A 12967-nucleotide genomic window follows, 5' to 3' on the forward strand; every position below is an offset into this window, starting at 1 on the left:
TAATTTTGATTGATAATTTAATTTTTATTCTGAAATTACGCTTGTTTGTTCGCAGCGCTTCTGCCTATACTTTTGCCCATCTTGTCGGAGTGCCTCTTGGCTGAGACCGTTTATTCGGGATCCGTTGAACCTGATCAGGTTAAAACCTGCGAAGGAAACAAGCATAATAACTTCCATTAAATCGTATCAGCGGCCAGCTTTTGCCCTGTATTAACCCATCGATTTAGTCGTTATTGAGTCAGTAAATCCACTTACGGTTTACAAGGCTCAGCTCTCAACACTCAAGTCTCCAGACAAGCAACCCCATTTTTATTTGTTAAAGTGAGATTGCTTATGTCCAGTTTAGAATCGTCCTCAGAATCACTTGCCGTGAACACTCATGGGCAAACGAACCGCCGTGTGGCGCGCGCCGAGGCGCAAGCCTTTATCGATACCCTTAAACCATTACAACATCCTAATTCGCAAAAACTTTATTTGCAGGGAAGCCGTGCGGATTTACGTGTGGGGATGCGGCAAATTCTGCAAACCGATACGCGGATTGGCGGCACGGCGATCGCGGCCAACGTTGAGAAAAATCCTCCCATTCCGGTGTACGACTGCGCTGGCCTGTATTCCGATCTGGCTGCGCAAATTAACGTGCGCCAAGGACTAGCCAAACTCAGATTACCGTGGATTATCGAGCGCCAAGATACCGAAGTACTCGATTGCGCGACCTCAGATTTTACCCAGCAACGCCTAAAGGATGATGGGCTCGATCATCTGCGTTTCGAAGCAGGCTCAAGTGCGATTGTTCGTCCTCGCCGTGCCTTACCTGGTAAACGCGTGAGCCAACTACACTATGCCCGCCAAGGGATTATTACCCCTGAAATGGAATATGTGGCGATTCGGGAAAATATGGCGCTCGCCCAGGTGCAAGATGAAATCTTAAACCGCCGCGGCCATGGTGAATCCTTTGGTGCCGTAATAGGTAAACCAATTACCCCTGAGTTTGTCCGCGACGAAATTGCCCGTGGACGCGCCATTATTCCGTTAAATATCAATCATCCCGAAGCTGAGCCTATGATTATTGGCCGTAACTTTTTAGTCAAAGTGAACGCCAATATCGGTAACTCGGCGGTCACGTCTTCCATCGAGGAGGAAGTGGAAAAGCTTGTTTGGTCAACCCGTTGGGGCGCGGACACTGTGATGGACTTGTCCACTGGCCGCTATATCCATGAAACCCGTGAATGGATTATCCGTAACTCGCCAGTGCCGATTGGCACAGTGCCGATTTATCAAGCACTGGAAAAAGTGAATGGTGTTGCTGAACACCTGACCTGGGAAGTGTTTCGCGATACTTTGATTGAGCAAGCGGAGCAGGGCGTCGATTACTTTACCATCCATGCGGGCGTGTTATTGCGCTATGTGCCTATGACCGCTAAACGGGTGACAGGGATTGTGTCCCGCGGCGGCTCAATCATGGCCAAATGGTGCTTGAGCCACCATCAAGAAAACTTCCTCTATACCCATTTTCGTGAGATTTGCGAGCTATGTGTCGCCTACGATGTATCGCTGTCATTAGGCGACGGTATGCGACCTGGCTCCATTGCCGATGCCAATGATGAGGCGCAGTTCGCCGAGCTTGAAACCTTAGGTGAGCTAGTCAAAATCGCCTGGGAATACGATGTGCAGACCATTATCGAAGGGCCTGGGCATATCCCGATGCAGCTCATCAAGGAGAATATGGATAAGCAGCTTATCCACTGCGCCGAGGCGCCGTTTTATACCCTAGGGCCGCAAATTACCGATATTGCGCCGGGTTACGATCATTTCACCTCAGGGATCGGTGCGGCTATGATCGCATGGTATGGCTGCGCCATGCTCTGCTATGTGACGCCGAAAGAGCACTTAGGTTTACCCAATAAGCAGGACGTCAAACAAGGGCTGATTGCCTACAAGATTGCCGCCCATGCGGCCGATATTGCCAAAGGCCACCCGGGCGCTCAGATCCGCGACAATGCGTTATCTAAGGCGCGATTCGAATTCCGCTGGGAAGATCAATATAACCTCGGACTTGACCCTGAGACCGCCCGAGCCTATCACGATGAATCCCTGCCACAGGAGTCGGCCAAGGTTGCGCATTTTTGCTCTATGTGTGGCCCTAAGTTCTGCTCAATGAAGATCACCCAAGATGTGCGCGACTATGCGGCAAGCCTTGAAGCGGATGCAAAGGCACAAAGCTTTGCTGCTGAGACTGACGGTGCGCTTGCGCCATTAAGTTCCATTCAGCAGGTGAAAACGGGAGATTCTAAATTAAGCCATATCGCTGTCAAAACCCAAGAAGAGTTAACCGCCGCCATGGCGCAAAAATCGGCAGAGTTTGCGGCTTCGGGTGCCAAGTTGTATCTACCGATGGGCGAGGCTAATACAGCTAAAACTGCCAATGAATCGGGCAAGTATCAGGATGGGAGTGAGCTCAAACCAACAGCACAGGTTGCGGAGGTTTGATAATGACCCCTGCGAAACATATTAGCCAGGTGGCGCCTAAACCTATCGTCTGGACCATTGCCGGTTCAGACAGCGGTGGCGGCGCGGGGATCCAAGCCGACTTAGCCACCATCAAGGATTTGGGCGGCCATGGATGCAGCGTGATCACCACGCTAACGGCCCAAAGTTCAGTAGCGGTGGCGTTAGTTGAGCCTGTGAGTGAGGCAATGTTACTCACACAGCTCTCGACCCTGTTAGCCGATCTACCGCCTCAGGCGATTAAGATTGGTTTACTCGCAAATCAGCAACAAGTGCACTTAGTAGCCGATTGGTTGGCTGGTTTTAAAACCCAATTTCCACTCGTCCCCGTTATTCTCGACCCTGTGATGGTTGCAAGCTGTGGAGACGAACTCGGCGATAAGAGCACGGCGAGTAAACCTCTGGATTTTGCACCCTTTAAGGGCTTGATTAGCCTGATAACGCCGAATGTGCAGGAGTTGGCAAGGCTTACTGTCGCCACAGACAAACGAGCTTCAGCCATTCATACAAAAGCAGAATTCGCCGCTGCGGCAATGCAACTCTCTGCGCAATTAGCTTGCAGCGTATTAGCCAAGGGCGGCGATATTGATTTTGCGGCTCAGGCAAGTGCTGGCATTAACACCAGTGATGTCTTAAGCGATCAAAAAAGCGATATCACAAGTCATCGCATCGCTACAGAGAATCAGCGTTTGGCGGAGGATTTGTTGATTTGTCATCAGGTTACTGGCTGCTCACCGCTTGACGAGAATGGTGGTTTTTGGCTCAGTAGTGCGCGGATAAACACGCGCCATAACCACGGCAGTGGTTGTACTCTGTCTTCAGCCATCGCCTCGGTGCTAGCTTTTGGCTTTGTATTGCAGGATGCGGTTGTGGTAGCAAAAGCCTATGTCAATCAAGGCTTAACTTATGCAGTCGGGATTGGCCAAGGCCCCGGACCACTCGCGCGTACCGCATGGCCGCACAGCTTAATGGCGTATCCTTACGTCACTTCTTACACTAAAAATAGCTTGAATGAATCCAGTGATTTGCAATGCGGCGCGTTTAAGCGCCTTGATCCTGACTTAGGGATTTATCCCGTTGTCGATAACTTACTGTTACTCGAACAATTATTGGCGGGGGGCGTGAAGACGGTACAGCTCAGGATAAAGTCTAATGCGCTAAAGTCTAATGTGCTGGCGTCGGACGAACTTGAGGCACAAATCCAAACCGCGATTGCCTTAGGTAAACACTATGATGCGCAGCTTTTTATCAATGATCATTGGCAGTTAGCGATAAAGCATGGCGCATTTGGGGTACATCTTGGACAAGAAGATCTGGCGGTGACGGATCTAAACGCCATTCATGGCGCGGGATTGGCGCTTGGCATCTCTAGCCACGGTTATTTCGAGTTGCTGCGTGCCCATCAACATGCGCCATCTTACATCGCCCTTGGGCATATTTTCCCGACGACGACCAAGCAAATGCCATCGGTGCCACAAGGGTTATTCAAGTTAGCGCATTATGTTGAACTGTTAAAAGCGCATTATCCCTTAGTGGCAATTGGCGGCATCGGGCCTTCGAATCTTGCCCAAGTCAAAGCCTCTGGGGTGAACAATATTGCCGTGGTGCGGGCGATTACCGAATCAAGCGATCCAATAATGGCCTTTGCCGAATTGACGCGAGCTTGGGAGTCAAGCTTATGAGCATGACACAAGAGCAGGCGCAATCCCTTGCCGATAAAGACTTTATTCGTTATTCGCGGCAAATATTTTTACCTGAGGTCGGCGAGACTGGCCAGTTGCAGCTTAAACAGGCTCATGTCCTTATCGTAGGCTTAGGCGGCCTTGGGCAATTGGCTGCGCAGTATTTAGCCTGCGCCGGTGTTGGGCGCTTAACGCTTGTCGACGGTGATAGGGTGGAATTGTCCAATCTGCCAAGGCAATTACTCTTTAATGACGACGATATTGACCATCACAAAGCCCTCATTGCTAAACAGAAATTAGCCGTGTTGGCGCACGGTTGTGAGATTGATGCCTTTGCCGAGCATTTGACTCTCGAGTCTGCGAACACTGTATTTTCTGGTCTGTTAACCCATGGTGAAGAGACGAGGTTAGTGCTTGATTGTACTGATAACCTTACTGCGCGCCATTGTATCAATCGGTTGTGTATTGAGCATGCCTTGCCTTTGGTGAGCGCCTCGATTGCTGCCTTTAACGGCCAATTGTTTGCGGTTGAGCAGCGGCGATTTCCCGCAGGCGGCTGTTATCACTGTATCTTCCCCTCGAATACTCGCGCGCCACAAAACTGTAGCAGTCAAGGAGTGCTCGGCCCCAGTGTCGGCGTGATGGCATCGATGCAGGCGCTGCTAGCGATGCAATTGTTGCTCTTAGCCACGCCGCCAACTTCTACAACAAAACAAACGGGTAATCAGTCTTTCGAAGAGACAAGTCACCCAGTCACCTCCACGAGAGCGCTACTTGGCCGATTTTGGCGTTTCGATGCCAAGTTACTCCAATGGCATTCGGCCGCATTAACCCGTGATCCCGAGTGCAAGGTGTGCGGATTAAAGCCGAGTGCATTAATGCAATCAACCACAGCTGCTTCATTCAAATCTGTCTCTAATCGAGGTTTGTTATGATTTTAATTCATCTCAATAATGTGCCCCAAACACTTCAACAACCGCTCAGTTTACAAGCCTTGTTAGAAGCACAAAATATTTGCCAACACTCGGTTGCCTTAGTGCTTAACGAGGCCGTTGTGCCAAAACACCGATGGTCATCTATCCTATGCCACCATGAGGATAAGATTGATGTATTTGCCGTGGTCGCGGGAGGTTAAGATGTTAACGATTGCAGGTGTGGAATTTGAGTCACGATTATTTACGGGCACGGGAAAATTCAGCTCAAGTCAGCTGATGCTGGAGTCAATTAAGGCGTCTCAGTCGCAGTTGGTGACCGTTGCAATGAAAAGAATTGATTTAAAAACTGGGGCCGATGATTTGCTATCGCCACTTAGGCAAGCGGGCGTGCGACTCTTGCCTAATACCTCGGGCGCGCGTAATGCTAAGGAAGCGATATTCGCCGCGGAATTAGCGCAGGAAATGCTGGGAACACAATGGGTTAAACTTGAAATTCATCCCGATCCCAAATACCTGATGCCCGATGCAGTCGAGACGTTAGCCGCAGCCAAAATCCTCTGTGAACGTGGCTTTATTGTGATGCCCTACGTGCATGCCGATCCCGTGCTGTGCCGGCGTTTAGAGGATGTTGGCTGCGCCGCTGTGATGCCACTGGCAAGCCCAATTGGCACCAATCAGGGGCTGGTGACGGAGCCTTTCATCAAGATGATTATCGAGCAAGCAAGGGTGCCGGTGGTGATTGATGCGGGAATTGGCGCGCCATCCCATGCAGCGCACGCGATGGAGTTAGGTGCCGATGCCGTGCTGGTTAATACCGCCATTGCCAGCAGCGCATCTCCCATTGAAATGGCGTTGTGCTTTAAGGATGCGGTAGATTGCGGGCGACGCGCCTTTGAAGCTGGGCTTGGCCGGGTGCAAACCCAGGCTGTGCATACCAGCCCATTAACGGGATTTTTGCAGCAATGAGTTTTGTCGATCAATTTACCCGTATTGAACGGGATAAGTTATTGCTGGCGTTATATTCCTGCACGGCGGTGGAGGTTGAGCGTGCCCTGATGCAACCCGAGGGTAACCTACGGAGTTTACTCGCCTTGCTGTCTCCTGCGGCCGAGCCCTATATCGAAGAGATGGCACAGCGCTCGGCAGCGCTCACTCGGCAACGCTTTGGGGCCAATATCGGATTGTACTTACCACTGTACTTGTCCAATCTTTGCGCTAACGAATGTGATTACTGTGGTTTTAGCATGAGCAATAAGCTCAAGCGTAAAGTGCTCAATGAGCAGGAACTTGCTGCCGAAATGGCGATTATAAAATCCCGCGGCTTTGATTCTATCTTGCTAGTGTCGGGAGAGCATGAAACTAAGGTTGGAATGGATTACTTTCAGCGGGTTTTACCGTTGGTAAAACAGCAGTTTAGTTATGTGGCTATGGAGGTGCAGCCGCTTGAGGAGATTGATTATCGCCAGCTTGTTGAGCAAGGGCTGGATGCTGTGATGGTGTATCAAGAAACCTACCAAGCCGCGACTTATGCTAAACATCACACCCGAGGCAAAAAACAGGACTTCGCCTATCGGCTTGCCACGCCCGATCGCGTTGCCCGTGCGGGTATCGATAAGATAGGCCTCGGTGTGTTACTAGGATTAGATGACTGGCGGCTCGATGCCTTACTGATGGGCCACCATTTGGACTATTTAGAACGACATTACTGGCGTACTCGTTTTAGTATTTCTCTACCACGTTTGCGGCCTTGTACTGGTGGCATAACACCAAAAGTGCATTTAACCGATCTTGGACTGGTGCAAATGATCTGTGCCTTTAGACTTTTTAATCAACAACTTGATATCAGTTTATCGACCCGCGAGGCACCATCGCTTCGGGACAATTTACTGCCTCTTGGGATAACGCAAATGAGTGCGGGCAGTTCAACTCAGCCCGGAGGTTACCAAGCACCTGATAGTCAGCTCGATCAGTTTGAGATCAGCGATGAGCGAACTGTTGAGCAGGTCATCAGTCAAATGCGGCTCAAGGGATTTAACCCCGTCTTTAAGGATTGGGAATCGGCTTGGATAGCCTGTTAAAAAGGAGCTGAAAATGAGCAAAAAAGCTGTCCATAAGAGGGATAAATCTGTACATCAAGGTAGGTTTGGTCAATAATTAACCTAGTGTTCACCAGATGCAGGAATCCCTTTATGCAAATCCAATCTGCTTATGCTTCCGGTCTGCAAGGCTTGCAAACGGCTCAATCAGGATTAACACAGGCTACGATTGATGTGGCTAAACCGAGTCCTTCGCAAAGCGCTGCACCCACAGAAACCGCCAAGGCGGTAGATGAAACCGATAAAACTTCAGCATTAGTTGCTGCCAATTCATCATTGCGACAAGGCGAAGCATCGACTGAGGTACTCGAGAGAGAATCTGAAACTATAGGTTCGATTATTAACATCAAGGTGTAACTATGTCGGTCATGGCGCTGTCATCCCAGGTTGGCGCGCCATCCAATTCGTTTTTGAGTGCTGATAAGCCCATTGAGCCGCTAAAAGGAGCAAGACCTCAAAGTGGACTGGTTTATCAAGGTGACAATAGTCAGACGGTTGCTAACCATAGCGCTTCAACGGCTAGCCTGCATGCACCAAAATCCGAAGTGAGTGGGGCACTTGAACCGTCTTTAAGTAGCTTTACTGCTGCGTCCAACCAAACTTTGCCTTTCACTGGGACTCAGCCTGAGTTATTGGCAGGCGCTAAATCGAGTTATGCGAGCCTTTCTGCTAGCGCGAATAATGTTGATGCGAGTGCGATACAGAAAGCTATTGTAGATTTAGGCGTAAACGCTTCTGCTCAATTATATTCAAACCCCTCTGCTCCAAAACTGATAGATTCGACTTCACAGTTTTCAACTAATAAAAGTTTTAGTTTACTCACAGGACCTCGTTCCATAGGTGGAATGAGAGGTGGGCAAATTGCTGCCTCTCAGACAGCCGTGTCAGTGTTGAGTGCTCCGGATATGGGGCTTTCAGCCTTGAATGGTGCCGTTAATCCTCTGGTTTCTTTGGCGCCAAGCACAACCGCTTACTCAACTGAAAGCGATATCGGTAGTATTACTTCGTCAAATTCGGATTTCACCAATATATTCCCGACTTCAGATCCCATCACAACGAGTGTCGCACCATTGGGACAACAAAAGGCCACTAGTACTGCAATTAATCCTTTTGCTACTGAGTTTGCAGGGGCTGATGTCGTGGGTACTACTTCGGGGACCCGCGATTCGGTGGTGGCCAATGTTGGTGATAAAACCTCGCCTCAGGCAAACAGTTTGAGTGAGCAGTTTAGTCATATCTTTGGCCAACCTGATGCGACCAAGGAACCAGTTGGGAGTGAATCGGTAGCAGGCGAACTTTCTCACATTCAGCAAAATCAAGCTGAACAAGTTCGTGATGAGCAAGCTAAGCAAGCAAGGGAAAAGGCTATACAAGAGCAGGAGCAAAAACAACAAGCATTAGCCGAAGCCTTTGCTAAAGCCGATAATAGCCAACAAGCTCAGCAGACACAGGGCGAACAAACTCGCCAGCAAGACTTAGCGAAAGAGCAAGTCAAACAGACACAAGAAAAGGCGATAGAGCAACAAAAAGCCCAAATTGACGAATTAAAAGCAAGGGACACAGAAGTCAAAGCTCACGAGCACGCTCATGCCAGCGTGGGTGGTCAATATGCCCAAAGCCCTAGTTTTAAATATGAAAAAGGAGCTGATGGCCAACGCTATGCCACCGACGGTGAAGTACAAATCGATGTGTCGACAGTACCAGGCGATCCTCTGGCGACCATCAATAAAATGAAGCAAGTCTATGCGGCTGCGATGGCGCCAGTTGACCCATCTTCTGCCGATATTCGCGTGGCGGCGCAAGCACTGCAGAAAATGAATGAGGCCAAGGCTAAACTTGCTGAAGAACGTCAACAGCAGATTGTTGACCAGTCCACAACGGAAACCTTAGTAGGTGCCGAGGCGCAACTTGAAAACTTGCCACCGCTCAAAGAACGTCAAATTCAAGTCACGGGTAAGGTTGATGCCGATGGTAATATCACGGTCCCCCAAGACGAGCCATCGGCTCCTGTTACCGAAGTGATTGATAAGATTAAGCAAGCTATTGCGGCGCAGGTTGCATCGAGTGATACCTCTGATGCCGTAAATGCCATAGAGGTTGAAAATAGCGATACAATTGAACCTCCAACAGCAACCTTGGCCGTTGGTTCTGTGCAATCAAACCAAGCTGAAAATCCGCAGATTTCCTCACAGCGACTCGAATCATCCGCTCGCTTATTCAACAAGGGTGCATTGAATCTTAACCAAAGGGACAGCAATGCGGTTCGTTTCTATGATGCGGTAGCCGTAGCAGCGCTAGCCAGTAATCAAAACTCAACACTAGTGCACAATGAGTCGAGTGTTGATGCACATCGTGGGGAGATAGCAGAACCAATAGACGATTCTGCATTGGCGTCTAGCTCGACTGTTTATGGGGAGAATAGTCTTATTTCCAATGGATTAACACTTGACTCATCAAACCGCCAAGACACTCGCGGCCTGTTCAACCCTCAAACTTTAGCACTGCATCGTCCGCGTTTCTTAGATGTGAATGTCTAGCCTCTAATTCTCGATATTCTCGCAAATATTAACCGAGTAGCGTTTGCCCATTAAGGCAAATCGCTTAAGCGTGCTCTGTTTGCAAGTTCATTAGCCATGAATCAAATAACAGTGACTCTCGATTTGCCAAGCGCTCATTTTTCCGTGCTAGAGGAAACAACCTCAGCGTTATCAATCGGTAGTGCTCACACCATGGTGCTTTAGGATATAAGAGGCCAGCAGTTTCGAGGCGGGGCCTTGGTGATCGCGGTTGGGTATCACAAGGCTAAGCATTATCCGTCGTTTCTGGCTGCCTTGCAGGTGTAAACGCACCAGTTTACCCGCGGCTAATTCTTCTTGGATAAGGAAGGATGGGATCCAACAAAAACCAATTCCCTGGTTTAAAATAACTTTCGCCTCATGGAAGTTAGATACTGTCCAGCGCTGCTCGGCTTTGAGCCAGCCGATATCAATGTTAGATTGCACGCCCGTGTCTTTGATCACTAATTGCAGATGCTGTGCCAACAGTTTGTCATCATCTAAGGTGCCAATGTCGGCTAAGGGGTGGCTCGGGTGGCAAACCAGATGCAGCTCTTGTTCACATAGAGGCTCGGATAAATAGCCTTTGGGTGGGATGCCTGCACAAATGGCGATATCGACTTTATTCTGCAGGATCAGCTCCTGCGTCCCAGTGATCACTGAATCAAGCATAATAATGCGAGTACCACGGCTATGGGGCAGAAAGTCACTTAGCGCACATACAAGGCTTTCCATCGGATAGACAATTTCACGGGCAATGGTCAGCGTTGGCTCCCAACCTTGCTCTAGGTTGCTAGCAAGTTGTTCTAATTCATTCACAGATTGAGTGACATGGCGTGAACGTCGCAGTAACACTTCGCCCTGTGGTGTTAGGTAAGCTTTGCGGCCTCGAACTTCGAGTAGCTCAATTCCCAATTGATGTTGCAACTTGGCGACAGCATGGTTGAGAGACGATTGGCTCTTGTTGAGTTTTTCTGCCGCCTGCGCATAGCCGCCATAATCGACGACGGCCTGTAAAATACGCCATTGCTCAAGGGTGGATTTAGCGCGAGTCATGGAGATCCTAATGTCTAACGACAGTTTTCTAAAAAAACGATAGGTTTAGCCCTATAGTGGCGAGTCATGATCGTTTATTCAATAGTATCGGTGATTTAATTGGGAGACGATAATCGCGGCGATGTGCAGCGGTATGATTATTACTGACGGTAAGATTACGCGTGGATATTGTTTGCTGGTGTGTGCAAATCACCGTTCCCATTGTGTTAAGCCGCTAAAAAGCACAATTGCTTGCGTTAGCGTGCGATCCTAAGACAACGATAATCCTCTGGATAAGCGATGCCGCATCAACGGGATCGCCAATAGTAGCGTGTAGTTGCTCACTTAAGGTGAGTGCAGCCTCATTGACTACCAACAGATTAAAAAGCCCAAGTTTATCTTGGCAGTCTTGTGTGGATAAATAGACAAATTTAGCTAATTGCGTTTGCCACAGGGATTGATAATAGCGTGGGCCTTCATTAGCGATTGCATTGAAACTATATGCATAGTCAATTGGTTGTTCCCAATTTGCGCCAAAACTCTTACTGAACTCTGCTTGTAGATCGGGATAGCTTTTCTGTTTTAAAGACTGATAAAAATTAAGCGCCACTTTAGCGCGAAACACATTAAGTTGTTTGGTATAGGCCTTGGCGAGTATCTCCCTTGGCGCTATATGTTGAATATCATATTTTGGAAAGAGTGTTTCGTGTAATACATTGGCTAGCCAAAGGCTTGGTAACTGATTTGAATCGAGACTCGGGCCTAAGGTATTGTTTAGATAAAAATGGCTTCCCCGTGCAAGTGCTACAACAGCTTGGGCTAACGCATTGCAAAAACGTTCAATATCTTTGTCACTGTTGAGTGTGGGATTAAGCTCGAGTGCCTGTTGACCAAACTGTTGGCCAATTACACTTTGTCTGAGGGTATGTTGACTGGCACTGGCATGCCGACTATTTACGTCAAGATACACTTCACCAAGCAAACGATGTTGGTGGTAAACCCGGATGATTTGTTGCTGCCGTTGAGCCGCGGTTGATGCAATATGCCCATCTATCACTTCAAAACTCAATCCATACTCACCGAGAATAGCAAAAGCATTATCGAGCACTTCGCCAGTGTGTAAGGAAATCTGTTTGGCACTACTTAGCTGCGATAATTTACGGCCGACATCCCAAGGTGCGACTCCAATTGATTCAGTTTGGCTGTCGAGAAACTGTTTTACTAACGCAGGAGAATTGAGTTGCTGTTCAGCCAAGCTGTAACTGGCAAAATCGATAAAGTTTGCGTCATTTGCCATTTGTTGACGCAATTCTGCAATACGATGCAATGCGAGTTGGTTATGCTCGCGGGCACGACCTTGATAGGCCTGCCACAGAATTTGCCGACAGTGGCGATCGGGTTGTTTTAAGAGATAACCGACAATCGTGCCGGAAAACGTTGTATTTGATGTTTCTGTGGCGTTGTCGGCTGCATCAACGGCGACATTTTCTGTGTTGGCAGTAGTAACCTCAGTTGGCAGTTGGCATTGGGTTGCTTGAACCGCTAAATGAAATTGTTGACTGCCTAATCCTTGTCGAATAGTGGCTTGTGCTGTGTGCAGTTTGGCCTTATCAAGGGGGGATTGATGCTGACGTAGTAATGCGACTAATTGTTCACCGAATAAGAGTTGATCTTGGGTGAGATGCTCATCATTGCTATGTTTATCAGCCGCATCAGTGAGCTCATCGACAAGTTGGTTGAATGCAGCTTGGCTCAGCAGGTCGTTTAGGATATCGGCAAGGCGCAACTGACATTGCAGTAGTCCTTGGCGTTCTTCGCCCGAGAGAGATAAACCTCGGTAGTAGTTGAGTCTATCATTAATGTTATTAAGCCCTATGGTGTGTTGCTCTAATACCAAGGCTTTATCTGAGAGCATTAAAGTGGGCAAATTATGTGTATTGGCATAGCGGCTAAAGGCGCTAGTCAAGTCAATATTAGGATGACGTAAACACTGTTCCACCAGCAGAGGTACAGGGCTTGGTGCAGCAGAGGCTGCACCAATAGAGGATAATAAACACCAGCCAAACAGGCTAGCCGTAAACAATGTTTTTGGCATAGGCAACGGGGCTGTGACCCTCATGGTATGGGATGACATGGCTTTAACATGCCTAAGTGTATCA

General features: G+C 48.7%; 10 protein-coding genes and 1 riboswitch. Of the genes, 8 read left to right on the forward strand and 2 right to left on the reverse strand.

Features of this window, described 5'->3' with window-relative positions:
- Positions 1–75 precede the first annotated feature (75 nt).
- Positions 76–174, forward strand: a riboswitch (TPP riboswitch).
- A 159-nt stretch (positions 175–333) separates the two neighbouring features.
- The 8 genes from thiC to MMG82_RS11635 all read left to right on the forward strand — a co-directional run bounded on the left by thiC (position 334) and on the right by MMG82_RS11635 (position 9755).
- Positions 334–2487: a phosphomethylpyrimidine synthase ThiC gene (thiC, locus tag MMG82_RS11600; protein ID WP_047539977.1), complete on the forward strand. Its 2154-nt coding sequence runs from the start codon at positions 334–336 to the stop codon at positions 2485–2487.
- 2 nt (positions 2488–2489) lie between these two features.
- Entirely contained in the window at positions 2490–4187 is a 1698-nt protein-coding gene (thiE, locus tag MMG82_RS11605; protein ID WP_047539980.1) for a thiamine phosphate synthase, read from the forward strand.
- Positions 4184–5122 carry a HesA/MoeB/ThiF family protein gene (locus MMG82_RS11610; RefSeq protein ID WP_241406877.1) on the forward strand — a complete coding sequence of 313 codons (939 nt, stop codon included), beginning with the start codon at positions 4184–4186 and terminating at the stop codon, positions 5120–5122. The genes thiE and MMG82_RS11610 overlap by 4 nt, the downstream gene beginning before the upstream one ends.
- On the forward strand, positions 5119–5322 hold the full coding sequence (gene thiS, locus MMG82_RS11615; protein ID WP_037430926.1) for a sulfur carrier protein ThiS: 204 nt from the start codon (positions 5119–5121) through the stop codon (positions 5320–5322). The genes MMG82_RS11610 and thiS overlap by 4 nt, the downstream gene beginning before the upstream one ends.
- A 1-nt stretch (position 5323) precedes the next feature.
- Positions 5324–6088 carry a thiazole synthase gene (locus MMG82_RS11620; protein ID WP_140906651.1) on the forward strand — a complete coding sequence of 255 codons (765 nt, stop codon included), beginning with the start codon at positions 5324–5326 and terminating at the stop codon, positions 6086–6088.
- The gene (thiH, locus tag MMG82_RS11625; RefSeq protein WP_140906650.1) at positions 6085–7200 is read left to right on the forward strand and encodes a 2-iminoacetate synthase ThiH; all 1116 of its coding nucleotides are present in this window, start codon (positions 6085–6087) and stop codon (positions 7198–7200) included. Before MMG82_RS11620 ends, thiH begins: the two co-directional genes overlap by 4 nt.
- Positions 7201–7311: 111 nt before the next feature.
- Positions 7312–7575 (forward strand): hypothetical protein, encoded by a 264-nt coding sequence (locus tag MMG82_RS11630; RefSeq protein WP_037418823.1) that lies wholly within the window; start codon positions 7312–7314, stop codon positions 7573–7575.
- 2 nt (positions 7576–7577) lie between these two features.
- Positions 7578–9755, forward strand: a complete 2178-nt coding sequence (locus tag MMG82_RS11635; RefSeq protein ID WP_241406878.1) for a putative metalloprotease CJM1_0395 family protein — start codon at positions 7578–7580, stop codon at positions 9753–9755.
- Between the two features lie 171 nt (positions 9756–9926).
- Here the strand turns inward: MMG82_RS11635 and MMG82_RS11640 are convergent, their stop codons facing one another.
- A complete protein-coding gene (locus MMG82_RS11640; RefSeq protein WP_037431654.1) occupies positions 9927–10829 on the reverse strand; it encodes a LysR family transcriptional regulator in 903 nt (300 codons plus the stop codon).
- Between the two features lie 214 nt (positions 10830–11043).
- Positions 11044–12942: a M3 family metallopeptidase gene (locus MMG82_RS11645; protein ID WP_240199952.1), complete on the reverse strand. Its 1899-nt coding sequence runs from the start codon at positions 12940–12942 to the stop codon at positions 11044–11046.
- Positions 12943–12967 lie beyond the last annotated feature (25 nt).

This window comes from Shewanella sp. MM_2022_3 (assembly GCF_022557375.1).
Lineage (GTDB): Bacteria > Pseudomonadota > Gammaproteobacteria > Enterobacterales > Shewanellaceae > Shewanella > Shewanella xiamenensis.